General features: G+C 35.9%; 22 protein-coding genes. All 22 read right to left on the minus strand.

Annotated features, from left to right (window positions below):
- Positions 1-502 precede the first annotated feature (502 nt).
- The gene (locus tag BVC88_RS20130) at positions 503-2413 is read right to left on the minus strand and encodes a polysaccharide biosynthesis protein (protein WP_075352539.1); all 1911 of its coding nucleotides are present in this window, start codon (positions 2411-2413) and stop codon (positions 503-505) included.
- A 185-nt stretch (positions 2414-2598) separates the two neighbouring features.
- Positions 2599-3213, minus strand: coding sequence for a sugar transferase (locus BVC88_RS20135; RefSeq protein ID WP_075352540.1), 615 nt, complete (start codon positions 3211-3213; stop codon positions 2599-2601).
- Positions 3214-4353 (minus strand): aminotransferase class I/II-fold pyridoxal phosphate-dependent enzyme, encoded by a 1140-nt coding sequence (locus BVC88_RS20140; RefSeq protein ID WP_075352541.1) that lies wholly within the window; start codon positions 4351-4353, stop codon positions 3214-3216.
- A gap of 131 nt (positions 4354-4484) precedes the next feature.
- Entirely contained in the window at positions 4485-5642 is a 1158-nt protein-coding gene (locus BVC88_RS20145) for a glycosyltransferase family 4 protein (protein ID WP_075352542.1), read from the minus strand.
- Between the two features lie 287 nt (positions 5643-5929).
- Positions 5930-7585: a capsule assembly Wzi family protein gene (locus BVC88_RS20150; protein WP_075352543.1), complete on the minus strand. Its 1656-nt coding sequence runs from the start codon at positions 7583-7585 to the stop codon at positions 5930-5932.
- Positions 7582-8289 carry a WecB/TagA/CpsF family glycosyltransferase gene (locus BVC88_RS20155; RefSeq protein WP_075352544.1) on the minus strand — a complete coding sequence of 236 codons (708 nt, stop codon included), beginning with the start codon at positions 8287-8289 and terminating at the stop codon, positions 7582-7584. The genes BVC88_RS20150 and BVC88_RS20155 overlap by 4 nt, the downstream gene beginning before the upstream one ends.
- Positions 8290-8295: 6 nt before the next feature.
- Positions 8296-8844: an acyltransferase gene (locus tag BVC88_RS20160; RefSeq protein ID WP_075352545.1), complete on the minus strand. Its 549-nt coding sequence runs from the start codon at positions 8842-8844 to the stop codon at positions 8296-8298.
- A 1-nt stretch (position 8845) separates the two neighbouring features.
- Positions 8846-10015 (minus strand): glycosyltransferase, encoded by a 1170-nt coding sequence (locus BVC88_RS20165; protein WP_075352546.1) that lies wholly within the window; start codon positions 10013-10015, stop codon positions 8846-8848.
- Complete coding sequence (locus BVC88_RS20170; RefSeq protein WP_075352547.1) at positions 9972-11255, minus strand: O-antigen ligase family protein; 1284 nt, start codon at positions 11253-11255, stop codon at positions 9972-9974. The genes BVC88_RS20165 and BVC88_RS20170 overlap by 44 nt, the downstream gene beginning before the upstream one ends.
- Positions 11255-12418 carry a glycosyltransferase gene (locus tag BVC88_RS20175; protein WP_175574463.1) on the minus strand — a complete coding sequence of 388 codons (1164 nt, stop codon included), beginning with the start codon at positions 12416-12418 and terminating at the stop codon, positions 11255-11257. The genes BVC88_RS20170 and BVC88_RS20175 overlap by 1 nt, the downstream gene beginning before the upstream one ends.
- A 2-nt stretch (positions 12419-12420) precedes the next feature.
- Positions 12421-13278, minus strand: a complete 858-nt coding sequence (gene murB, locus BVC88_RS20180; protein WP_075352549.1) for a UDP-N-acetylmuramate dehydrogenase — start codon at positions 13276-13278, stop codon at positions 12421-12423.
- A 1-nt stretch (position 13279) separates the two neighbouring features.
- Complete coding sequence (locus tag BVC88_RS20185) at positions 13280-14572, minus strand: oligosaccharide flippase family protein (protein WP_075352550.1); 1293 nt, start codon at positions 14570-14572, stop codon at positions 13280-13282.
- A 70-nt stretch (positions 14573-14642) separates the two neighbouring features.
- Positions 14643-15878, minus strand: coding sequence for a UDP-N-acetylglucosamine 1-carboxyvinyltransferase (locus BVC88_RS20190; RefSeq protein ID WP_075352585.1), 1236 nt, complete (start codon positions 15876-15878; stop codon positions 14643-14645).
- Between the two features lie 17 nt (positions 15879-15895).
- Positions 15896-16891 carry an SDR family oxidoreductase gene (locus BVC88_RS20195; RefSeq protein ID WP_075352551.1) on the minus strand — a complete coding sequence of 332 codons (996 nt, stop codon included), beginning with the start codon at positions 16889-16891 and terminating at the stop codon, positions 15896-15898.
- 8 nt (positions 16892-16899) lie between these two features.
- Complete coding sequence (locus BVC88_RS20200) at positions 16900-18210, minus strand: nucleotide sugar dehydrogenase (RefSeq protein WP_075352552.1); 1311 nt, start codon at positions 18208-18210, stop codon at positions 16900-16902.
- A 157-nt stretch (positions 18211-18367) separates the two neighbouring features.
- Positions 18368-19594: a GDP-mannose 4,6-dehydratase gene (gene gmd / locus BVC88_RS20205; protein WP_089153111.1), complete on the minus strand. Its 1227-nt coding sequence runs from the start codon at positions 19592-19594 to the stop codon at positions 18368-18370.
- A 155-nt stretch (positions 19595-19749) separates the two neighbouring features.
- Positions 19750-20715, minus strand: a complete 966-nt coding sequence (locus BVC88_RS20210) for a GDP-L-fucose synthase family protein (protein ID WP_075352554.1) — start codon at positions 20713-20715, stop codon at positions 19750-19752.
- 137 nt (positions 20716-20852) lie between these two features.
- Positions 20853-21236, minus strand: coding sequence for a four helix bundle protein (locus tag BVC88_RS20215; RefSeq protein WP_075352555.1), 384 nt, complete (start codon positions 21234-21236; stop codon positions 20853-20855).
- 58 nt (positions 21237-21294) lie between these two features.
- Positions 21295-22293: a mannose-1-phosphate guanylyltransferase gene (locus tag BVC88_RS20220; RefSeq protein WP_075352556.1), complete on the minus strand. Its 999-nt coding sequence runs from the start codon at positions 22291-22293 to the stop codon at positions 21295-21297.
- Between the two features lie 129 nt (positions 22294-22422).
- Entirely contained in the window at positions 22423-22827 is a 405-nt protein-coding gene (locus BVC88_RS20225) for a four helix bundle protein (protein WP_075352557.1), read from the minus strand.
- Positions 22828-23184: 357 nt separating this feature from the next.
- Positions 23185-23766 (minus strand): hypothetical protein, encoded by a 582-nt coding sequence (locus tag BVC88_RS20230; protein ID WP_075352558.1) that lies wholly within the window; start codon positions 23764-23766, stop codon positions 23185-23187.
- Between the two features lie 1234 nt (positions 23767-25000).
- Positions 25001-25156, minus strand: a complete 156-nt coding sequence (locus BVC88_RS21435) for a hypothetical protein (RefSeq protein ID WP_175574464.1) — start codon at positions 25154-25156, stop codon at positions 25001-25003.
- Between the last annotated feature and the right edge of the window lie 493 nt (positions 25157-25649).

Raw genomic sequence — 25649 nt, forward strand, 5'->3', positions numbered from 1 at the left:
TCGTCATTTCAAAACGGAATATTTTTGATCCAAAATCAAATGATATTTGGTGAAATCAAGGAATGAAAAAATCCGTTTCCATCCTCCCGCACGGGCCTTCCTTTTCCAAAGGTAAATCCTGCGCGGGAGACCAATAATCTTATTTCTTTCAACCCCGGGTTTCGTACCTCACCCGGGGCTATTAATGCTTTGACCACTTCGTGGTCATTCTCAACTGTATGATTTAAAGCTTCAATCAAATTCCACCTCTAGAGCGGAATTTCTCTCATAGAATGTCTCAACCGAAGGTTACTGCAATATATCATCCTTAAGGTGCGGTGGGTAGACATGGAAGCGGGCCGGCGGTGGCCTGTGGGGAGAAGCTTTTCCATATCTTGGGTTTTTGGTTTCAAGTATCAAGGCATAGGAATTCAGAAGGAAACGAAAAAAGAAAAACCGCTCTTTTAATAAAGCGGCTTATCTCGTATACCTAGTGCTGGGTACTAAATACTTGATTCTTTTTTCAATTCATTCTATCCAAAACTTCAAATCTGGAGGAGTTGGAAATAAACTCAGGAACTATGGACTTCAAGTGGCTCACCAGTTGATCGTCAGAATTTTTCCCGATCATATCCATGAAAAGCTCAACCTGCCCATCAATCTTATGGTAAGATGAAGGTGGTACCTGTGCAATTTTGATTTTAGGGTGATGGGTGATTTTAACTGTTTCAAAATCATTCAATAATTCTTCAAAAAGCTTCTCCCCTTCTCTCAGTCCAGAAAACACAACTTTGATTTCCTCATCGATTTTCTTTCCAGATAGTTTGATCATTTTTTTTGCGAGATCTAATATTTTAACTGGCTCACCCATATCAAAAATATAAATCTCCCCTCCTTCGCCCATAATTCCGGCTTCAAGAACGAGTTGACAGGCTTCCGGTATGGTCATGAAATACCTTGTGATATCAGGGTGTGTGACAGTAATGGGACCTCCGTTCATGATCTGCTTTTTGAAAAGCGGAATCACCGAACCATTTGAACCAAGTACATTTCCGAACCGAGTGGTAATAAACTTTGTATGATATTTTTTATGATTTCTCTCTAAGTACTCATTCAAAGCCTGAACATACATTTCAGCAGCTCTCTTACTGGCTCCCATTACATTTGTAGGGTTTACAGCTTTATCTGTTGACACAAATACAAACTTTTCCACTTGAGCCAATACTGCTATGTCAGCAAGTAGCTTTGTTCCCAAAATATTGGAATGTACAGCCTCCTCAGGATAATTTTCCATCATAGGCACATGCTTGTAGGCAGCGGCATGAAATACAACTTGAGGCTTATAAGACTTGAATACCTCTTTAACTTTTTTCTTGTTTCTCACATCCCCCAAAACAATTTTTATTGGGCAGTGTGAATGGTTTTCTTTGAATTCCTGCTGCACATCATAGAGAGCTGACTCTGCGATATCAAACAGGATAAGAAGTTTTGGCTCATAATGGCTAATCTGTCTGCAGATTTCAGATCCTATAGAACCGGCTGCTCCGGTAACCAAGATTACTTTACCTTGTAAATCCTGATGAATTCTAGGGTTATCCAATAAAATTGGCTCTCTACTCAACAGGTCCTCAATTTTGACCTCTCGAATAGCACCTGCTGTCAAACCACCATTGATCCATTGATCTACCGGAGGTACAATACAAACAGAGACATTTAGCCTTAGACATTCGTCAATAATTTCATTTTTCCGTTGGACGGAAAGGTCACGAACCGCGATAATCAACTCAGTAACCCCAAACTCTGAAACAAGACTTTCTAAATCGCCGAGGCCTTTATAAATTCGTTTACCGGCAATATTTTTTCCTTCTTTTTTTGGATCATCATCCAAAAAAGCAATCGTATTAAAAATACTTTGCCCATCTCTTTTGATTGCTTCCTGTGCAATAATTCCTGCTTCACCTGCCCCGAAGATCACTCCGTTTTTAAGGTTCTTTACTAAGAATCCGTTTTTCAGGTAAACAAATAATTCCTTAACCAACAGTCGATAAAAAATCAACATGAATAAGGATGATAAACTTGCTATAATGAGAACAGAGGTTGGAAGTAAAAATCTATCATTTAAGAAATTGCCTCTAAAAAAATTCAAGAATAGGAAGAGAACAAAATTGATAACAACTGTCTTGAAAATATTGGAGCCATCCCGAAAACCGGTATGTCGTACAATCCCTTCATAGCTTCTGGTATTTTGCATTACCAGCAAACCACCAATCATAAATGTAAAACTTCCTGCTAAAGCATCATTTTGCTCTATTAAAGCCAATTCAAAATTAAAACGAACCAGATATGCAAATAGGGCACAATAAAAAAGAATTAAGGAATCTAAAGATGCAATTATCCACCTAGGTAGAATCTTAAGCCGGGTTAAAAAATTCATAGTAGAAATTTATTCAAATAGTAAGATTAAATTTTACTCAGTGATTATAAATAATGACGCAAATTAATCAAATTATTAATGATTTTTAAAATAATCTGTCAAAGATACTTATAACTAAAAAAATTACCAGCATTAAATCCCAAATAACAGAATCTAAATCTGTTTGATTTAATACCCCAAATCAATTAAGCTACTGATCTCCCTGTGAATCTCTTCATACTCACTTCTCCTTTTTGGGACACTCCTTTTCCCATCAAAACATTAAAAAATGTTCTGAATAGGATTTTTAAATCAATCCATAATGAGAGATTATCCACATACCATACGTCTAACTGAAACTTCTTCTCCCAACTGATAGCATTTCTACCATTGATCTGAGCCCATCCCGTCACTCCCGGTTTTACCTCATGTCTTCTGGATTGCTCCTGTGAATACAAAGGAAGATAATCCTCCAGCAGTGGCCTTGGACCTACCAAACTCATATCACCTCTAAGCACATTGATAAGCTGGGGTATTTCATCCAAAGATGTCTTTCTTATGACTTTCCCCAATGCAGTAATTCTCAATTCATCAGAAAGCAATCTGCCTTCCTCACAATATTTGTCCCGCATGGTTTTGAATTTGAGAATATGGAAAGGTTTACCGGCAAGTCCAGGTCTGGCCTGCCCAAAAAATGGATTCCCTCTATGGTGAATGATCAGTGTAATGGCTATCAAAACAAATATTGGAAACAGGACAAGAAATAGCCCAAGGGAAATTAAAACATCCAATATCCTTTTGAAAAAAAACCTATAATTCACTCACCCAAGGGTTTTAATTAATTCTTTTTCTATATGAGAGACAACCAGCTTTTGGTCATCTAGAGTAAGAGTCACTGAACTAGGAAGACAGAGTCCGTTTTTAAACAAGCATTCAGAAACATTTCCTCCATAATATGGCATATCCTTGAAAACAGGTTGTAAATGAAGTGGTTTCCAAAGAAAACGTGTTTCAATATCATTTTTTAGAAATATCACCCGAAGCTTATCATTACTGATTCCGTTAGTATCAGGATCAATCAGAATAGTACTTAACCAATAGTTTGAGTAAGAGCCCTCCGGCTCCTCCTGAAAGGTAATCCCAGGAAAACCGTCCAAAAGCTCCCTATATCTTTGATTTATCAACCTTCTTTTTTTCACCCAGGCATTCAATTGCTCAAGCTGAGCGAGACCAATAGCAGCGGCTAGGTTGTTCATTTTATAATTGAAACCTATCTCCAAATGATGATAATAGGGCAGATCCTCTCGGGCCTGAGTGGATAGATATTTTGCCTTTTCAATTAAATAGACATCATCTGATATCAGTGCACCCCCACCTCCGGTGGTGATTATTTTATTTCCGTTGAAAGAATAAACACCCATTTTGCCTATAGCTCCACAGAATTTCCCGAAGTATTTGGAACCAACTGCTTCTGCAGCATCTTCTAAAACAGGTATTTGATATTTTCCGGCAATTTCCAAGATCTCATTCATCTTGGCAGGCATCCCAAAAAGATGGACTGTAACTATTGCCTTTGGCTTTTTACCCTGATCTATCCTACTTAAGATAGCGTCCTCAAGCAATTCAGGACACATATTCCAGGTATCCTTTTCACTATCTACGAAAATAGGTTTTGCTCCCAGATAAACGATGGGATTTGCTGAAGCACAAAAAGTAAATGATTGGCAGATCACCTCATCCCCTGGACCAATTCCCAAAAGAACCATTGCCAGATGCAAAGCAGAAGTACCGGAGTTTAAAGCCACTGCTTGATGAGAATGCATTTCCCGCGCAAGCTTTCGCTCAAATTTTGGGATAAATTCTCCATAAGTGGCTAAATGACCAGCCTCAATCGCTTTATTGGAATATTTTTTTTCATTCCCTTCAAAAACAGGGAAAGAGAGTGGATATTTAAAGGACATTCTTACAATTAGGTGAATAAGAACCTTTCTAAAGGTAAAATCAATACTATCAAAAACCAAACCATCAATTACAAGAAATAAAAAAAGCCCTTGATGGGCTTTAATTTGTTTTTTGAATCTTCAAGGTTTTCTTAATTCATATTAATGCGGGAATCCTTAAAACCTTCCCGATCTACGATTTTTGATTCTATTCTTTTCTTAGTCAACCTTCTATTTTCAAGAACCTTAGGTTCTTTTTTCACTTTTTTCTTCACATACTTTACAGTAATCTGATCAAGTCTATAGCCCAATAATAGAACTATTACGGATATAATAGGAAGTGCTAAATGATCTGAAAAATCTTTCATAAGAAAAATCAAAACAATAAAACTCAACTGCAATCCACCTAAAACAAGTGCCACCTGATTATGCTTGAGACCCATGCGCATCAAAAAATGATGCACATGACTTTTATCCGGAGTCATAGGACCTTGCCCCTTACTGATCCTTCGGGTAAAGACTCTTGCCATATCATAGAGCGGGAAGATCATTAAAGTGATTCCGGCTGTAAAGACCGGTGTGAATCTCCAGAAATTATCTTCAGGAAGAGCAGCATTGGTTTCCATAAATGCAATAATCAATGCAGCCATGGTAAATCCAATCATTAGGGAACCTGTATCCCCCATAAAGATTTTTGCCGGATGCCAGTTAAAGAACAAGAAAGCGACAACTGCTCCTAGGAAAATAAACGAAAGCAAGGCATAACTCTCAAGGCCCTGAATCAAAAACCAGGCTCCAAGGCAGGAGAAAACAATGGTTGCCATAGTACCTGCCAAGCCATCAAGTCCATCAATCAGATTGAAGCCATTGGTAAGCGCTAAGATAACAAAGGCAGAAAAACCGTAGCTAACTATAGTATTCAGTTCCCCAACTCCGAGGAAGCCATGAAGATCCTTGATTCGAATATCAGATACCACCACCACAAGAAGCACAGCAACCAGCTGTCCGAGAATTTTATGAGTCGCTTTAAGCTCCACCATATCATCCCGAAAGCCCACGAAAAACATCAGGGCTACAGCGCCAAGAAGAAAGCGAATATCAGGTATTGGAAACTGCCAAGCCCAGATTGCCAAAGCAACTGCTGATGCTATAAAGATGGCTATTCCTCCCATGGAGGGAACAAAGTTTTTGTGGATCTTCCTGCCCCCAGGGGCATCTCCAATATTCTTCTTTTTAAGGATGGAAATCAGGACCGGCATCACTAAAAAAGTAACCGAAAAAGCGATTAATGTGGCGTAGAAATGAAACATGGCTAAATAATTAAGGACAAAGTTATGAAAAATGTAGCTGAAGCCTAAGTTTATTACAGATTCAGCAAAATAAAATTAAGGCTTTAAATCATCAAAAAACAAAAAAATGTATTTAATCACTTCTTATTTCTTTTTAAACTACAGTTTTTTGAAGATGATTTTTTTTTGAAAATTTTTATTAACGGCCTTTTCTTTATTCAAAGTAAAGAAGATAAAAAGACTTGAGTTTGAAAGGATAACTATCCTCTCCCATGATCAACTATCCGTAAGCGATTTTCAGAAATAGATTACTGCTTACTTCCTTTATTCCAGAAATAAATCAGGCTTACCTGCGCCATTACACTAGTCATGTTCTCCCCTTTCGGGAAGTCAGGTGTACTTGTCGGATCCAGTTGCCACTGATAGTTTCGGGCATGGATAAGCTGAAGCTTGGAGCTCAGCAAAAGGTTATCGAATTTCTTGTCGTATAAGAAACCTAGAGAGAGATCGATCCAGGGTTTGCGAACACTTTGCTGACCAAATGTCCGATAGAAAAATCCTTGTCGATTTTCTAAACGTTCGAAAATGATTCCTTTTTTATCAAAATCATCAACCAATGCCACTTCTAAAGTCTGAATATTGGCACCAGGCCCCATCCCTACTCCAATGGGTTGACCAAAATTCGTAAAACCTCTTGCCTGATGGTGCATATGCCAACTGCTTAACCCCTGCAACCCTCTATATCTGATATATCTATTTACAGATTCTTGTTGCTGAGTGATTTCAGATCGAATTTGAATTTTTTTATTCAAATCTGGTAAGTCAAAAAGTTTGACTAATCCCAAAATATAGGCACGAGCATGCTCTGGATTCAAAACAAATTCCCGCCAATTAAATGCATGGTCTCTTCTTCCAAACTCAAAATAAACTTCAAGCTGGGAAGGTCTATTTTTAAATGAACCGAAAATAGTAAATTGCTGATCCTGCCCATTTCCGTCAAAATCCACCGTATTTCCCCCTTCGAAAAACCGCTTTTTCTGAAAGCCTTGAAAAACCGGGAATAAATCAACAAAACGGCCTGATAAAGTTTCACTGTATTGTTGGACAGTTCGGCTAAATCCAAATGAAATTCCTTTGATCCATTTAGGATGCCATGTGAAGGAAAATGCATTCAAATATCTCCAATCACTAGAAATTGGATCAAAATACTTCTCATCCAATTCGTTAATTCCGGTGCCACCTAGTCTACTGGAGGCAAGCTTCCCCATTAAGAGTTGAAGCTCAATCCCTCCTATGAAAGTCTTTGCTGGTCGATGGGTATTGAGGGTAAAATGTGGAAATCCAGCAGCATTATTTGAAAAAGTCAATGAATTCCACTGTCCAGGTCCCCACCAGATATTTTTGGTCGAAATACCGGTCTCAAAGGCCCCAAATTGGGCTACTAATTTAGTTTGCCCCCACCATAGCTTTGAATACAAACCATCTCCAAAAGATTGGGGGAAATCACCATAGTTTAAGTCGAAATAAAAATCATCGATTTGAGAATTAGACCAATCCTGTAAAAACTCAGGTTTAGTCCCTTTGCTTCCAAAAACTATTTCCGGATTAAATTCCAGTCTAATGAATTTCCAGGAAGCATTTATGCCTCCAGACCAATAGGATTGATAGCCTTTCACAGGTAATACACCACGATCATCCCAACCATAGTTTGACCTGGAACTTATTCTTTGAAAAGAAACTAAGGGGCTGAATGAATAAGAAATGCCCCAATCAATATCTTCTACTTGAGTTTCTTGGATAAATGAATACCTAAAATCTTGAACTGAGGAAGTGTCTGATAAGCTCAAACTGTATCTCCGACTTAATTCCCTTTCTTTAGGATAGGTATTTTGAAAAACCTGAGATCTTAAAGTACCTGAAAAAAGAAATGAAAAAATAGAAATAAAAAGAAGCCGTATTTTCATTGGCTAAATTTAGCACGGAGAACCTCAAAAATAAATTGAGGAGTGGAAATTAGGTTTCGACGCCATAATCTCTTAGGCTCCTTGATAAACCTTGGAAACCACTCCAATCCAATATCAATCCAAAATTGACTGGGTCTTTGAACATTTCCTGCGTAAAAATCAAAAACAGCACCAATGGAACAAATGATGTTAACATTCAGATTCTGCTTTTGTGAGTAAACCCATTTTTCTTGTTTAGGAGCGGTCATACCAACAAATAGAACATCAGGACGTATTTCATTTATCTTGGTACGCATTTCAATATTTTCATACTCAGAAAAATCAATCTTATATGCAGGTGAAAAACTAACGACTTTTACTTTTGGGAAGTCCAATGCTGCTCGTGCTTTTATAATCGTTAAAGTTTGCGGGGAAGCACCAAGAAAAAAACATTTACCTTCAATCTGATTTAAATATTTCATCAAATAAATAAAAATATCATACCCTGCTATTTTATTTATTTTTCTCCTATTCAGTACTTTTGCTGCCAAAACAATCCCAATCCCATCCGGAAATAAATAGTCACTTTGCTTTAAAGCTTCATGAAATATTTTATCTTTACTTGCTACACAGTATGAATGAGGATTAATGGTACTTATAATTGTTTTTGCTTGAACAGGCAATTTTGGGTATTTGGTAGAAATATTATAACCAAGCATTTTCATTCTTCACTAAAATTTATTTTTTTTTAAGACGTCTTCATGTTCTTTAATTTCAAATTCACTGAAACGATTCTTTAATAGTTTAGCTGGATTTCCTCCCACAATAGCATATGGTTCCACATCTTTAGTAACAACTGAACCTGCTGCTACTATTGAACCCTTCCCTATTTTAATCCCGCTTAACAAAATTGACCCATAACCAACCCAAACATCATCCCCAATAATAACTTTGGAATTTAATCCTTTCCATGAATAAGTATGATCTCGTATCTGTGAAGCAAATCTTATTGGAATACCAATTTCTTGAAAGTGATGATCGTATTTGCCAACTAAGGCTACATTATTTCCAAATATTACATTATTCCCAATCACTGTGTCACACTCAATTTGAGAATTTCTCCCTATATAAAAGTTTTTCCCTATTTTGATTTCAGATTTGCACCATATATTCACATTTCTACCGGCATGGAAACCTCTTTCGATATTATATCTTCTCCATTTCCAATGGAGAAGATATAAGTCCCTCATTTTTTTAAGTATTTTTTTTAAATAACTCATTTTAGCTGTCAAAATATTGTTCAAGTGATACCCTAAGGTTGGAAGTTGAATATATTTGAATATCTTCAACTTTCTTTAAAAGATTACTATCTGGTAGTTCTAAGGCTTTTAAAATTCCATTTGAAAATTCATTAGCGTTTCTGTTTTCTAATACAAATCCGTTTTTTCCTTGTTCAATTAATTCTTTTGCGCTGCTAAAATTTGTAGCTACTATTGGTTTTGCACAAGCAATAGCTTCCATTAACGAAGTAGCCCATCCTTCAATAAAAGAACCCATAACAAAAACATCTGAAGCATTGAGATAAAGAGCAAGCATCCTGTGATCTAATCGTCCTGCCAAGAAAACATTGCCTTCCAAATCATTATTTTGGATGAACTCTTCAATTGTTTTTCTATCTTCACCATCTCCTAAAAACATAAAAAAAGCATTAGGGAAGTCTTTTCTCAAAACCATAAAGGATTCAAGCATCAATTCCCACCCCTTCAACTTACTCAGCCTCCCTGTGGTTGTTATAATTATTTTTTCTTCGGATAACTGAAGATGGTGACGGGCTAATAATTTTGGTATTGGATGAAAAATTTTTGTATCCACTCTAGTAGGAAACTGAATTACTCTTCCTTCTAATCGACATTTCTTATCCCTATAAATAAAATTATGTATTGCCTCTCTATTTGCAGAAGCAAAAATCAATTTTGATCTGTTTAATGATTTAAAGAACATTATATCAAATAAATACGAGAAATATTTTCCATACCAGTACCTGGAGATCATCATAGGGTTTTCAACCCCAGGAATCCTAGTAAATAACTCCGGAATTTTTTGTCTGTCCAAAGCAAATAAAACCTCAGGAGTCTGAACAAAAACTTTTGCAAAATCCTTTACAAAAATTTCTTTTTTATATTTCCTGACACTCCAATACGATTTTAATCTTCCTGGGATTAAAGTTCTCCTATTAGTTTTTACAACCTTTCTCACGGAGAAGAAATCGAAATTAATTCCATCTATTTCTTTTTTTGTCCACCGTCCAACAGGAGTGTTATCAGTAGATAATCCAACTAATGCAAGATCATCTTTAAATGCAGTAACCATTTGTTTAGCAAATGCAAGATATCCACCTATTGGATAATCATCGTAGTTGCAAATCTCTATTAAAAGAATTTTTTGTTGCATGTTCAGAAATTTTCTTATTAGATAAGGCAGCAATAATATAACAACTATAAATTATCTCGCCCCAAAATGGAGTCCCATGAGAAGTTAAATAAAAGCCAATAAATAGAAAAAATAAAACCAATATATTTTTTTGAAATTTGTCATCCAAAAACTTCCAATATCTTTTAATCCTTATATAGATTAAAAAAATAAAAATCCAGAAAAGTAATAAACCTAATATACCAGAACTTTCCAAAATATTAAAGGTAGCATTGTGAGACACGATAGACATACCAGTTTTTTTCTCAAACAAATCTATTGAATGTTGAGTACCATATCCTAAAGACTGCCCGAGCAATCCTTCTTCTTTAAGATTATCTAGAGCAACTATAATAAATGGTAATCTGGCACTGGATAACTGTTCAACAGATAATTCAGTATCTTGTCGGTAAACAGAACCTCCAGTTAATCGAAAGTGAAACGCTTGATTATTATCGTACATCCAAAAAATAGAAATGAAAATAAAAAAACTTAAGATTACTGAAATTATTTTTTTCCTAGAGCTAGAATTATAAAAAAGGCTTACTAATATTACAATCAAAAAAATAAACCACCCTGTTCGAGTCCAACTTGAAAAAACAAACCAAATGCCGAGTAAAATGGCAAAAATCCAAATAATTTTATTTTTGAAATTGTTTGAAAACCGATCATATGAATTTATTAAAACAATGGTTGCTATACTGAAAATTTTTGAAGATACTGCAACATGATAAAACAAACCTTTCGTAGCAGTACCTTCTATACCATATTTATCTAATTCAGTTACAGGATTAAGTGTTTCCAATCCAAACATAAATGGTACAGTTGAAAAAATCAAAAATAAAGAAAGGGAAATAGCAATATTGCTTAATCGTTCAAAAGAGTCAGAACGATTTTTATATTTTATATAGAAAAAACCAAGAAACAAAGGGAATATCATTGATTCTAAAGCATTTTGTATTGCTGTTAAAAAACCATAAGGCACCTTAATATAAATAAGATATTTGAAAGAAAATAAAAACCCAATCCATACATAAACAGGAAGGTGTTTTACAAACAAATACCCGAACATACCTACTACAACACCGGCTTTCCATATTTGTGAAATTTTTAATGATCCAATCTTAACTGGTTCGATATAAAGTAATAACCACAGGATAATAAAAAAAAATATCTCTTTCCAATTTGTTTTGAAATAGTAATTTATCTGTTGTTCTCGCATCAACGATAATAATTACGGATTAAAAAAAGAGTATGCAGTAAAAAATCAGCACCTACTTTTGGTATTTTATTATTTCGAGTATTAGAATAAACTTTCTCATATTTAACTGCAATTTTATCTGTATTAAAATATTCATTAAAAATTCTACGTATAAAATTTATATTTCTAGTTTGTTCATCCTTATTTTGAATTATAGATTTAATCTTATTATAATTAAATGACTCATTATAATTTTCTATTTTTATCCTTTCTGAAAAATTATAATAAAATGCTGTATCAAAATTTTTCTGTGTTATTATAATAGGAATGGAACTATTTTGAACTGGGCTTAATAAAATTTTATTTTTGGCAGCAGCTTCCATAAAACTTCTACCGGTACCTAAAACAGCGTCGGCAACACTTATAAGTTGTTTTGCATCTTTTGTAAATTCTGATTCAGTAAAAAAGAAACAATTATCTTTACCAAGTATTCTCAATTCCTGTAAACAATTTTTATCTTCCACAATACCAATAAAAATAACACAGCACTTAAAACCATCTAACGAAAGCTTATTTACAAGATTAATGAGTTGTGTAGAACTACTATGGTAATATTTACCAATTCTAGTTATCCTTAAAAATTTGAAAACTTCAGTTTTTTCCCCAAGATTATTTTTTATTTTTTCAATCCGAGTTTTGTCACTTTCAAAGTATTTTATTCGATTAGGTATTAGGTAAAGATTACTATCTTCGAATTTCCTTTTCGATTTAAAAAAGTTTAAATTCTCTGTACTAAATAAAATTAAATTTTTAGCATACGGGAAATATACTGAATTTATCCCGCCACATTTTGTTACACAAAATGGAATTTGAAGTTTATGCCCTGCTAAACGAACCCAGTAATAAGCTAATGAATCAAATGCATGTAAAATATCAGGTTGTTCAGATTTTAATATTTTTTTTATAGAACTGTGAGTTCTAAAAATAGCAGGACCTTTGAAAATAACTGAGTGTAGTTTTATTTTTGTGTCTTCCAGCGCTTTAGCCGGGTTATTGCCAACATTAATTATAAAAACTTCATGATGAGCAGCAATTTGTTGAGCTGTTTCCAGTAGACTATGGTAATGACCTCCCAGGCCGTTACTTTTTGAATTTATGCTTGCAATTATAAATGCAATTTTCAATTTCAAATAATTCTTTGTTCAACTTCCAAAATGATACCAAATTTATCCTTTACACGATTTTTAACTTCCGAAATTAGATCGAGAATATTTTGTCCTGTAGCACGATTAAAATTGATGATAAAACCGCTATGTTTTTCAGACACTTTGGCACCGCCCACACTAAATCCCTTAAGTCCTAACTCGTCCAACATAGGACCTACAAACTTCCCTGGAGGTCGCTTGAAGACACTTCCGCAATTAGGATAATCTCTAGGTTGTATAGACCATCTCCTATTCTTTGAATCAATCATCAATTTTTCAATATGTTCATTATTCCCCTTTCGCAACTTAAACCAAGCTTTCAAGATAATACAACCTGTATTATTCTGAAAAAAACTGTTTCTATATGAGAGACCTATTTCTTCACTAAATCTTTCCTTAATAATTAAATCACTTAAATCCAAATATCGCACTTTATATAAAACATCCTTTGTTTCTCCCTCTTTTGTTCCAGCATTCATTATGACAGCTCCACCAACAGAACTTGGAATGTCGTACAAAAATTCGACCCCAGTAAGACTATGTTTTAATGCGACAGAACTTATTTCAAGAGCAGTAGCTCCAGATTCTGCCTCTATAAGAGTTTTGTCAACATTAATTTCTTTGAAATTTTCGTTCAAAATAATGAATGGTCTTTCATATTCAGATTTACTGAGAATAATATTATTTCCGTTTCCAATTAAAACAAATTCCTTTAGATTATGCTGCTTAAAAATTTTTAAGAAATCATTTTCAGATTCAGGGAAATATGCTTTAGAGCAATAACTTTCAATTTTATATGAATTATAATTTGTAAGATTAAAATTTTCAAAAACCTTCATCCTAGTTTTTTACTTTATTAATAATGTTTAAAATTGGGTCAAAATCAGATTTTTTGTATGTCAATATTTGAGTTATTCGTATCCCAACCTCTAAACTATAAAAATGCAAGAAGAAAATCCCAGCTATTGCATAACTAATTGTGGAAGCTATAGCCGCACCATTAGCTCCATAACTAGGGATTAAAATAAAGTTAAAAAAAATATTTATCCCGAGTGCTGGAAGCATGGCCTTCATACTGATCCAAGGCTTGCCTTTTCCTGCCAAATCCATATTCATTACTTTATAGATTGTTAATATTAATACACCAGGAAGTAAATAATTTAAAACCTCTACACTCTCTTGATAAGGTTCCCCATACATACCAATAATTATCTGTTCAGAAAACAAATATAGAACAAGTGATCCAATCCCTATAGCAAGAAAGGAGAGTCTTAATAACTGAGCTACTTTGTGAGAAAATTGCACATCATTTTTACTTACAGCACTTCTCACAAATACAATTGTGCTGAAAATCATTGGAATTTGCCATAAGTATTGAGTAATCGCAGATCCTTTAGAATAAATCCCCATTTCATATGGAATGCTAAGCTTATCTAGAATTATGATATCTACTTTATAATTCAAATTAATAACTAAAAGAGCAACAGCATATACTGAACCCAGACTAAGCATATCTTTTATAATTTTCCATTCATATTTAATACTAAAAAATTTAATAAATTTATTCTTAAATAGTAATAGGATAGACATGAAAAGTGGAGCACTTATACTAGCAATCATTGCTCCTTGTACATCCATTTTTAATAGCAACACGAAAATAATGGTTGATAATAAAGCGATTAAAGAAGGAATCCAATTTATTTTATTAAAAGTTTTAATATCATTTTTTCCCAAAAAAATACCAGAATTATAGGTGTTAAACAAAGTAAATGGTATCGGTAATAAAGCTAAAATAACTAGATTTAAATTATCACCCGTTTTGCTAAAGTAGCGAATTAAAAAAAAACTAATAATTACAGAAAACAATGTTGATATCATCCATATTTGAGAGATCGCGACCTTTATTTGATCTTCCGAATATATACTTTTTCCCAAAAAATAAGTAGTTGACTGCCTTATTCCTAAAGAACCAAAACTCATAAACAATGATGGATACACTAAAAGACCTGCTATAATTCCATTTCCTTCAGGCCCTATAAATCTAGCTGTAACTATCGAGGTTCCTAAACCAAAAAATATAATAAAAATATTAGATAAGCCTACCCTTGAAACGTCCTTTAAAAAGGAACTCATAAATACATTCTTTGTTTTTTTCTTTGTCCCTTAATAATCATCGAAGCTCTAAATAAAAATATAGCGAATATCAACCTAATAAGACTTTAAGTTTAGAGTCCAAATTCTCGTATCCTCTCTGAATTTGCCAAGCATTTTCAATAGTAGTTTCACCTTCAGCAGTTAAGCCAGCTAACATTAATGCTATTCCAGCCCTTAGATCTAATGCTTTAACAGTTGCACCATGTAAAGGGTTACCACCCTTAATAACTAACATTTCTCCTTGAATTTCGTATTCTACGCCCATTTTTGCCATTTCTTCAGCATATGCATATCGGCCGGGAAAACGCAAATCAATAATTTTTGAAGTCCCTTCAGACATTGCTCCATAAACTGCAAATAATGGTTGCATATCTGAATTAATACCAGGATAGGGTCCGGTACTTATTTCGATCGGATAATTATCTCCTCCTCTAACAATTAAGCTATCCTGACCTCTATAAAACTTCATTCCACTTTCTCTCAGATATATTAAGGGAACTTCAAGATGTTCGAAAGGGAAATTCTGAATTTCTACATCACCTTTGGTAATTACAGATCCAATAGCCCACGTAAGCGCTTCCATATTATCAGGAACAACAGTATGCTTTACACCAGAAAGCTTTTGGACTCCTTCGATAACAATGCACTTCTGACCATATACCTTAATTTTTGAGCCCATTTTATTGAGCATTCCAATTAAATCAATAATCTCCGGACGAATATGAGGGTTCCAAATTGTTGTAGTTCCTTTCGCTAGAGTAGCACAAAAAATTCCATTTTCTGTTGCCCCTGTAGATCTAATAGGTAAAAATATTTCGGTTCCTTTTAATTGACCCTCAACTTTTGTACACAAATAACCATCTTCCTCCCATACTTTAGCACCCATTTGCTCAAGGATCATAACATGTAAATCAAACTTACGATCTCCAAGTTTACATCCACCGGGGAGTGGAACTTTACCTTCACCAAAACGAGTAGTAAGAGCTCCCAATATTAAAAGAGAATTCCTTATAGATCTCTCATCCCAAAGTAATTCTGGGGATAATCTATTTTCAGAAATTCTTAAGTAATCTCCATTTTCAGTACAAGTTTTACCCATTTGATTTAACATCTGAATATGAACCTGCATATCTAATAGTCCATTGGGAGAATTAAATAACTCAATAGTTTCATCAGTAAGTACAGAAGCAGTTAACAGCTTTAACCCACCATTCTTTGCACCACTTACTTTAACTTCTCCCTGAAGTCTACCTTTCTTAATTTTCAAAATATTATTGTCTGTCATCTTCAAATTACTTTCTTCTATAAATTTTTGCAATACCAATCCACAGCCTCCTCAACCCCTTTATCAATTGAATGAGTAGCTTTATAGCCAAGCATTTTATTAGCTTTCTCAACTGAGGCCAAAGAATGTGGAATATCACCTTTTCGATTAGGACCATGAACAATTTCTATATCTGAGATAGATTGATCATAAACTGAAAGATGCTTTTTAATTAATTCACACAATTGAACTAAGTTAGTTCGATCTCCCACTGCAGTATTATACACTTGATTCAAGGCTTCTTGATTATCTGTGGACAAACACAACAAATTCATCTGAATCACATTGTCTATATAAGTAAAATCACGGGAGAATGTCCCATCTCCATTGATTACTGGACTCTCATGATTCATAAATTTCTTTACAAAAAGAGGAATCACGGCAGCATAAGCTCCATTTGGATCTTGTCTTTTACCAAATACATTGAAGTATCTTAATCCAATAGTGTTTAAACCGTAGGTCTTAAAGAAATTCTCTGCATACAACTCGTTAACATATTTGGTAATTGCATAAGGAGAGAGTGGTTTACCTATTACCTCCTCAACCTTGGGCAAGGACTCAGAATCCCCATAGGTAGAACTACTTGCAGCATAGATGAAGCGCTTCACTCCTGCATCTCTAGCGGCTACCAGCATATTCAAAAATCCACCTACATTGACATCATTGGTAGTGATGGGATCATTGATAGATCTTGGAACAGAACCTAAAGCTGCTTCATGAAGCACAAAGTCTTGGGACTTACTTACAGCATGACAAGTAGCTAAATCACGAATATCTCCTTCTATCAAGGTGAAATTGGTATTCGAGAGAAAAGGCTCAATATTATGTTTATGCCCTGTAGCAAAATTATCCAAACAGGTGACTTTTACTCCAAGTTCTAATAAAGCTTCGCAAAGATTAGAGCCTATAAAACCAGCTCCTCCTGTTACCAATACTTTCTTCCCTTCTAATTGCTCCCTAAAATTCTCAAACATAATAATAATTAAAGCCTACTATCCACCAATTCCTTACTAAGCAATCCCTTTACATCAAACACTACCTGCTGATCTGATTTCTGAATATTCCAGCTTTTAAACTCCTTATGCCCTACTGCAAGTATGATGGCAGAATAATCTTCCAATATAGGCTTTGCCCCTCCATTGATAATCTCAATTCCATATTCATGCATTACCTCTGCCACATCTGCCCATGGATCATAGACACAGACATCCATATCAAAGGATTGAAGTTCTCTGTAAATATCAATAACACGGGTATTCCGAACATCTGGGCAGTCTTCCTTAAAGGTAAAACCAAGGATTAACACTTTGGAATCTATCACTTTTAAGTCTTTACGCATCATATGTTTGATGGTCTCAGTAGCCACATGCTTACCCATGGAGTCATTCAGTCGGCGTCCAGCCAAAATAATCTCAGGATGATAACCCATTTCTTGGGCTTTCTGAGCCAAATAAAATGGATCTACAGAAATACAGTGGCCTCCAACTAAGCCCGGCTTAAATGGTAGGAAGTTCCACTTCGTTCCAGCAGCTTCCAGCACTTCCTGAGTATCAATATCCAGAAGGTTAAAGATCTTACTCAATTCATTTACAAAGGCAATATTGATATCCCGCTGGGAATTTTCGATCACCTTAGCTGCTTCTGCCACTTTGATAGAAGATGCTTTATGAGTACCGGCAGTAATCACTGATTTATACAATTGATCTACATATTCAGCTACCTCCGGAGTACTACCCGAGGTTACCTTTAGGATTTTGGTTACGGTATGCTCCTTATCCCCAGGATTAATTCGCTCAGGTGAATAACCCGCAAAAAAGTCTTCATTGTATTTCAAACCAGAGATTTTCTCCAAAACAGGCACGCACTCTTCTTCCGTCACTCCAGGATATACCGTGGATTCATAAATCACCACATCTCCTTTTTTCAGCACCTTCCCTATTGCTTCTGATGCCTTTAGCATTGGAGTAAGCACTGGTCTATTATGTTTATCTGTAGGAGTAGGAACCGTAACGATATAGATATTTGCCGAGGAAATTGGGCCTATTCCATCCGTGACTATAAGCCCTTTTCCTTTTTCATCTTGCTCTAAGGAGGTTTTTACCAATACACTTTGAAGTTCTGAGTCCTCTACTTCCAAAGTTCGATCATGCCCCTTCTGAAGCTCATCTACTCTGGCTGCATTGATATCGTATCCTATAGTTTTGAATTTCTCTGAAAAAGCAACCGCTAATGGCAGACCTACGTAGCCCAAGCCGATGATAGCGATTTTACTTTCTGAAATTGGTATTAGCATTTGTAATTGTAAATATGGTTAAAGGTTAAAAGGGTTAAAGGTTAAGAGGGTTCAGTGTTAACTATTAACATTTAAGTTTTAACAGTTTGAGAGGTTAAGGGTTAATCTGTAAGTATGAATTAACTTTTTAACATTTAACTATTAACTAATTAACCCTCTACTCCGCTTGTCTAAAAATTTCATGCCCCTTTTCGACCAAATGAATATCCTTCTGCACTAATTTGATATCAGAATCCATCATATCCTCTACCAATCCAGCTAAATCATATTCTGGTTCCCAACCTAATTGAGTTTTGGATTTTGTCGGGTCTCCAATTAGGAGGTCGACTTCAGTTGGGCGGAAGTAAGTTGGGTCAACTCGAACGAGGACGGAGTTAAGGGTTAAACGTTCAGCGTTAAGAGTTAAAGGTTCATCGTTAATCGTGTTGTCGTTTAACGATTTAACTTTTAACTCTTTAACTTTTAATTCCCTGCCCGTTGCTTCTTCATATTTCTGCTTATCGATTGAATCCAGGATCCCAACCTCCTCCACTCCCTTTCCTTCCCATCGGATTGTAAAACCCACATGGGCAAAAGCCATTTCCACAAAGTCACGCACTTTTGAGGTTTTACCCGTTGCTATGACATAATCCTCAGCTTTCTCTTGCTGCAAAATCAGCCACATTGCCTTTACATAGTCTTTGGCATGGCCCCAATCTCTAATGGCTTCCAAATTACCTAAGTATAAACAATCCTGTAATCCCAAGGCAATAGCAGCTGTAGCCATTGTGATTTTTCGAGTTACAAATGTTTCTCCCCTTCTTGGTGATTCATGATTGAAAAGGATCCCATTGCAAGCAAACATATCGTATGCTTCTCGGTAGTTTTTGGTAATCCAGAACCCATAGATTTTGGCTGCTCCATATGGAGATCTTGGATAGAAAGGAGATTTTTCATCATAAAACCCCTTATCGTTCTTATTTTCAGGCATTCCGCCATAAAGTTCAGAAGTAGAAGCCTGATAGATTCTAGTTTTTTTCTCAAGTCCCAAAATTCGAACAGCTTCGAGAATCCTCAAAGTACCAATACCATCTACATTAGCTACATATTCCGGGGAATCAAAAGACACCTTTACATGCGACATTGCACCCAGATTATAAATCTCGTCGGGCTGCACTTCCTGAATGATGCGGATGATATTAGTCGAATCTGTTAAGTCACCATAATGCAACTTAAACTTTATAGGTTTCTCATGCAGATCTTGATAGAGATGATCAATTCTTTGGGTATTAAAGGAAGAAGCTCTACGCTTTATCCCATGAACCATATAGCCTTTTTCTAAAAGTAGTTCGGCTAGGTAGGAACCGTCTTGGCCGGTGATGCCGGTGATTAGGGCGACTTTGATATGTTTAGTTGAATTCATAATTGGATAAATGAAAAATTAAGCGTTACAGGTTAAGAGTTAACTTGTTAAGCGTTAATAATTAAGGTTAAAGCGTTAAATTGTTAAGCGTTGAAGGTTAAAGTGTTAAACATTTAACTTTTAACGATTAACAAGACTTACTTGATTTTGATCTCCTTAAAGTCCCCTTGATGCTCCAAAAACCACTGATAAGTCTTACGTATACCCTTTTCCAAACTCGTTTGGGCTTTCCAACCTGCTTTTTCCATTTTGGAGACATCCATTAATTTTCTAGGAGTACCATCAGGCTTGCTAGAATCCCATAATATCTCTCCAGTATGACCCACAATTTTCTGGATAAAATTGGCTAATTCCTTAATGCTCAAATCCTCTCCAGTTCCTACGTTGTAAAGATTATCTCCCAGATTATTTTCCAAAGCGAAAATCACTGCTTCTGCTAAATCCTCAACATACAAAAACTCTCTCATCGGTGTACCCGATCCCCAGAGTGTTACCGTCGACTGTTGACCGTTGACCGTGGACTGACATGACTCATGAAACTTTCGTATCATAGCAGGAAGTACATGGGAAGTATTCAAATCAAAATTATCATAAGGCCCATACAAATTGGTAGGCATCAAGGAGATATAATCCTTTCCAAACTGCTTCCTAATCGCCTCACAAGCTTTAACTCCAGTAATTTTCGCCACTGCATACCATTCATTGGTAGGTTCCAAAGGACCTGTCAAGAGATAATCTTCTTTAAGAGGCTGGGGAGCGAGTTTTGGGTAAATGCAAGAAGACCCGAGGAAGATAAATTTTTGAACATCAGCCTTGAGGGAAGAGTCAATCAGATTATTTTGAATCTGCATATTCTCCATCAAAAACTGATAGGGATAATTGTTGTTTGCCAAGATACCACCAACTCTGGCCGCAGCATCAATTACTACATCTGGTTTTTCCCTTTCAAAAAACTCCTGAACTGCAGCTTGATTACGCAAGTCTAATTCTTGGGAGGTTTTCCCCAACAAATTAGAATAGCCTTTAGACTCGAGTGCTCTCCAGATCGCGGATCCTACCATTCCACGGTGGCCGGCGATGTATATTTTTGTTTTGCTATTCACTTTATTCTGTAAATATTAAATGTTAAAAATGTTAAGGGTTAAGGGTTAGAGCGTTAATAGTAAACGGTTAACTATTAAAGCTTTTCACAGGAAATGTGATTAACATTTTACAAATTAACTTTTTACGATTAGTCCTATCATTTATATCCCTTCCCACCACTATTTTTTAAAACCTGAATTAATCCTTGAATTTTAAATTTTAAAACTTCTGTTAATCTTAAAATCTCATCCTGCTCATTGCCATCAATAAAATTGGCATCAAGTGCCCTGAACGATTGAGATCGAACTTCTCCATTTGATCCCTTAGCTATATATAAAAAATTAATAAATTCCCTATTTCCATCTCTTTCAAATCCTTCAGCAATATTGTCCATGATAGAACCTGCTGCTGAATTAATTTGACCACAAAATCGAAAGTCTTTAGAAAACTGGTCTTTTCTAGAAAGTTTCCTTACCAGAAAGCAAAGTTCTCTCGCCAATTTCCATATTTCTAAATCTTCAAAAGAACTTATACTAGCCATGTTAAAATCAGATTAACTTTTTAACAATTAACAAATTAACCTTTAACAGTTTTAACATTTAAACTAAGTCTGGCCTATCCTTCTCCAATCGCTCGTAGACTTTTTTCACATCCTGTGCATGATCTTTTTGGAGAATCAAATTCGCCTCAGGGGTGGAGATAAAAACACAATTGCTCAAACCTACAAATTCAGTATGCGCGGCCTCTCCTATTTGCATATTTCCATGATCATCAACTAAATAACCTTGGGAAATAAAATAATCATAAATCGATTCAAAAGAACCCATATCCGACCATTTGAAAAAAGAAGGTACCACCTTGATTTTCTTTGTCCGCTCCATAATCGCATAATCCACCGAGATGGAAGGGATTTTCATGGAAAGATCAAAGTCTAGCTTCCCTGCTTCTGCAGCTTCAAATGCAACTTTAGAAGCTGCATATACCTCGGGCTGAAAGGCATTAAGCTCTTTTAGATAGACTCCTGCCTGGAAGCAGAACATTCCGGAATTCCAAAAGAAATTACCGCTTTTCAGAAATTGCTCAGCAGTTTCCAAATTGGGCTTTTCTCTAAACCCCTTTACTTCTTCCCCATCAGCTTCTATATACCCAAAACCAGTTTCTGCTTTAATTGGCTTCAAACCAAAGGTTACGATATGTCCTCCTTCTGCAAGTTCTAACGCTCTAGCCACAGCCAACTGGTAATCAGTGCCAGATTCTATAAGGTGATCTGAAGGAGTTACAAAAAGAATGTCTGAAGGATTGGCCGAAAAAGCTGCAAAAGCTATTGCTGCGGCGGTGTTTCTAGGGCAGGCTTCGATTATCTCTGTGTATTTTGCTATTCCAGCTGACTTTAAGTCTTTCCTTGAAAGCTCAAAGTTGTCAACATTACCCACAACCATCACCTGATCACAAAACCCGGAGTTTCTTATTACTGTCTTCTGAAACAAGGTTTCACCATCAAAAATAGGCAGATATTGCTTAGGCCTGCTTTTCCTGGACAAAGGCCAGAGCCTGGAACCTACACCGCCGGAGAGGATTACGTTTCTAATTATTGCCATTTAACTTGATATTAGAACTGTCAAGCGAATTGTCGAACTGATGAACTGATGAATTGTCGAACTGATTGGAGAGAATAGTATTCCAGGTTTCTGTATCGATTAAACAGTTAATGAATAAACAGTAATACCTCATTTTCTGAGTTTTTCTTTTAATCCTTCCGATTGGTTAATCTGAAACTTGTAAAGGGAATTAATTTTATTAATGATTTCATCAAGTTTTACTCTCAGGGAAGAATAAGTTTCTGCCGAAATATATTGCATATCAAAGGCATAAATCAAATGATCTATAGTTTCTAAGGCACTGGAATAGGAAATATTCGAAAAATAAGCCTGATCTGCCCCGCTGGCTCTCCCAGATCCTTCAGCCAAATTTGTAGCAATACTTGAAGATGATCGACGGATTTGAGATGTCAATTCAAATTTTTCATCATTTGGAAAATTTAAAGTCAGCTTTTTGATATCAATACGAATTTTTCTAGCCAATTGATAGACATCTAATTTTTCAAATCGGTAGGTGAAAAACTTATTTTCCATGGCAGGCCTAAATTTCGATTAAACAATTAAACAATTCATCATTTAATCTGCTTCTCGCGCAGCTTCGCCCTTTCAGTCCCATTTTGAATGATGACTTAACAGGGATATGACCGGGGGAAATAACCTAAGATATAAATAGATTGAATCTCAGGTTTTTGTTTGCTCTTAGCTTATACGTCGTAGTATCAGTCTATAAAATTGATCTTGAAGATCAGGCTGTTATGGGTTCATGGAATATTATAGTCTGTTAAGATCTAAGCCCTTTAAAGTTACAAAGATAGTGAGGTGAGTAGGATTAGACCTTAGATTTGCTGCAATTTCTCAAGAATTTGTACACCACATTTTTTGTAGTTTATCCTATGAATTTGTCTCCTTTATTGAGTTTAGTTCCTCGATCAGTGACCAATCCCAGATATGCCAAAAATGGCTATGACCAAAATTTTCAATAAAAAAACGTTCCTTCTGTGTAAAGTGAAAACATAAAGCTCTTGTAGCTTCCTTCTCTTTTAACTGATCGTATATCTCCTGAGTCCCAAGGACAGCGCTAAAGATCTCACCATAATCATAAACTCGGGAGAAATGAGCGAATTCTTCTCCGTCAAGAAAAAACACATAGTTGCTGCAGGGTTTATCTCCTGATTTTTTAACGAAACGTTTGACCTCCAAATTCCCCATGGGAATTTCTATGGAACAAATCACCGATGGGACCAAACCCTCAATATTTAGGCATTCCAATGAAGATAGTTCTAAATTCAAACCAGGACTGGAATTCAAAACTTTGGCTTGAGGATATTGAAAACCAAGATTCTCAAGCATCCCAAATGGATCAAAAAGAACAGGCTTTCCCGCATATTGATAATTTACCCTAAAACCATTTAAAAACTGCGTTTTGGATCTGTAGCCGGTTAAGGCTTTGTTGAAAAAATTGAGTATTCTCATAACTATTTAAACTTCAACTTCTTAATTCTGAGACATTAGTTGCTCGTCAAATAATAGTTAAAACTACATGCTTTTTTTTAATATTCAGGAATTAAATGGATATGTGTGGTGATTTTTTGTATAGATGTGGTCAAAAATCGAGGAATTCTGTAATAATCTGTATTGTAGGATACATCATAGTTCCCAGACATTTTTTTTTAAACTGAGATTTTGGTTTAGGGAGTTGAGTGACTTTAAAAAATCTAATAGATTGAAACTTTTCACAGCATTGGTACCTAGTATTATAGGTACATAGCCAAAGGTGCTAAGGCAGTTTAAACCTTAGGGAAATCAAGTAATGTGAAAATGGGGTCTCACCCTTTCAGGGCTTTGGGGTAACTGATGATTCATATACCCTGGAATCGTACGGGGTCATGAATAGTCAGGCTCCTTCGGAGCTTATTAAAAATACAAGTGTCTCCGAAATTCGAAAACCTAAAATCTCTGAAAAAAGGCCCTTTTTCCATCCTCCCGCACCAACACCTCTTTTCCAAATTGAAATCCTGCGCGGGAGCGGAAATCCTGTCTAATTCATATACCCTAGGTTAAAACCTGAGGCTACAAACAGAACGCTCCTATGGAGCTTCTTAAAATACAAGTAAGGGGTGTATAAAAAGCCTTCGCCCAGACTTGTATCTCCGCAATTCGAAAACCTAAAATCTCTGGAAAAAAGGCCCCTTCCCATCCTCCCGCACCAACACCTCTTTTCCAAATTAAAATCCTGCGCGGGAGCGGAAATCCTGTTTAATTCATTTACCCCAGGTTAAAACCTGGGGCTACAAACAGAACGCTCCTATGGAGCTTCCGAAAAAGGTCAACATTGGGGCAGGTTTTCAATTTCAAATCTTTTAAAGTCCTGAAAACTTATCAACAAGATTTGCCTACAATATCATCAGTAACGAGAAAACCCCCTATTAAAAATTAGGCGACACCAGAATCCGCAAATCCATCTGATATCACATGTCTTACATCTTAAATCTCATGTCTTAAATCTAATATCATATATCTGACATCTCATATACACAGGTTAAAACCTGGGGCTACAAACAGAACGCTCCTCCCACCGCGCCTTAAGGATGATATATTTCAGAAACCTTCGGTTGAGACATTCTATGAGTGAAATTCCACCTGCAGAGCGGAATTTGAATGAAGCTCCAAATCATACAGTTGAGAATGACCACGGTTGGTCAAACCATTAATAGCCTGTTGTTTGTTCTTTTGGCTTGGCCCAAAAGAACCAAAAATCCAAGACATGGAAAAGCTTCTCCCCACAGGCCACCGCCGGCCCGCTTCCATGTCCTCCCACCGCGCCATAAATATGATGGATTTCAGAAACCTTCGGTTGAGACATTCTATGAGTGAAATTCCGCTCTGCAGGTCAAATTTGAATGGAGCTCCTATGGAGCTTATTTAAAATATAAGTGAAGTAAGGATTGTATAAATAACCTACGCCAAGGCTTGTGTCTCCGCAATTCGAAAAGCTAAAATCTCTGGAAAAAAAGATCCCTTTTCCATCCTCCCGCACCAACACCTCTTTTCCAAATTGAAATCCTGCGCGGGAGCGGAAATCCTGTTTAATTCATATACCCCAGGTTAAAATCTGGGGCTACAAACAGAACGCTCCTATGGAGCTTCTTTAAAACACAAGTAAGGGTTTTATAAAAAGCCTTCGCCAAGGCTTGTATCTCCGCAATTCGAAAAGCTAAAATCTTTGAAAAAAACATCCTTTTCCATCCTCCCGCACCAACACCTCTTTTCCAAATTGAAATCCTGCGCGGGAGTGGAAATCCTGTTTAATACATATACCCCAGGTTAAAACCTGGGGCTACAAACAGAACGCTCCT

Origin of the sequence: Algoriphagus marinus, assembly GCF_001936475.1 — a bacterium.
Taxonomy (GTDB): Bacteria; Bacteroidota; Bacteroidia; order Cytophagales; family Cyclobacteriaceae; genus Algoriphagus; species Algoriphagus marinus.

Bases quoted from the DNA above. Each gene is read 5' to 3' on its own strand.
- BVC88_RS20130 (WP_075352539.1), bottom strand. From the start codon at position 2,413: ATGAATTTTTTAACCCGGCTTAAGATTCTACCTAGGTGGATAATTGCA.
- BVC88_RS20140 (WP_075352541.1), bottom strand. From the start codon at position 4,353: ATGTCCTTTAAATATCCACTCTCTTTCCCTGTTTTTGAAGGGAATGAA.
- BVC88_RS20145 (WP_075352542.1), bottom strand. From the start codon at position 5,642: ATGTTTCATTTCTACGCCACATTAATCGCTTTTTCGGTTACTTTTTTA.
- BVC88_RS20150 (WP_075352543.1), bottom strand. From the start codon at position 7,585: ATGAAAATACGGCTTCTTTTTATTTCTATTTTTTCATTTCTTTTTTCA.
- BVC88_RS20155 (WP_075352544.1), bottom strand. From the start codon at position 8,289: ATGAAAATGCTTGGTTATAATATTTCTACCAAATACCCAAAATTGCCT.
- BVC88_RS20160 (WP_075352545.1), bottom strand. From the start codon at position 8,844: ATGAGTTATTTAAAAAAAATACTTAAAAAAATGAGGGACTTATATCTT.
- BVC88_RS20165 (WP_075352546.1), bottom strand. From the start codon at position 10,015: ATGCAACAAAAAATTCTTTTAATAGAGATTTGCAACTACGATGATTAT.
- BVC88_RS20170 (WP_075352547.1), bottom strand. From the start codon at position 11,255: ATGCGAGAACAACAGATAAATTACTATTTCAAAACAAATTGGAAAGAG.
- murB (WP_075352549.1), bottom strand. From the start codon at position 13,278: ATGAAGGTTTTTGAAAATTTTAATCTTACAAATTATAATTCATATAAA.
- BVC88_RS20185 (WP_075352550.1), bottom strand. From the start codon at position 14,572: ATGAGTTCCTTTTTAAAGGACGTTTCAAGGGTAGGCTTATCTAATATT.
- BVC88_RS20190 (WP_075352585.1), bottom strand. From the start codon at position 15,878: ATGACAGACAATAATATTTTGAAAATTAAGAAAGGTAGACTTCAGGGA.
- BVC88_RS20195 (WP_075352551.1), bottom strand. From the start codon at position 16,891: ATGTTTGAGAATTTTAGGGAGCAATTAGAAGGGAAGAAAGTATTGGTA.
- BVC88_RS20200 (WP_075352552.1), bottom strand. From the start codon at position 18,210: ATGCTAATACCAATTTCAGAAAGTAAAATCGCTATCATCGGCTTGGGC.
- BVC88_RS20215 (WP_075352555.1), bottom strand. From the start codon at position 21,236: ATGGCTAGTATAAGTTCTTTTGAAGATTTAGAAATATGGAAATTGGCG.
- BVC88_RS20220 (WP_075352556.1), bottom strand. From the start codon at position 22,293: ATGGCAATAATTAGAAACGTAATCCTCTCCGGCGGTGTAGGTTCCAGG.
- BVC88_RS20225 (WP_075352557.1), bottom strand. From the start codon at position 22,827: ATGGAAAATAAGTTTTTCACCTACCGATTTGAAAAATTAGATGTCTAT.
- BVC88_RS20230 (WP_075352558.1), bottom strand. From the start codon at position 23,766: ATGAGAATACTCAATTTTTTCAACAAAGCCTTAACCGGCTACAGATCC.
- BVC88_RS21435 (WP_175574464.1), bottom strand. From the start codon at position 25,156: ATGTCTCAACCGAAGGTTTCTGAAATCCATCATATTTATGGCGCGGTG.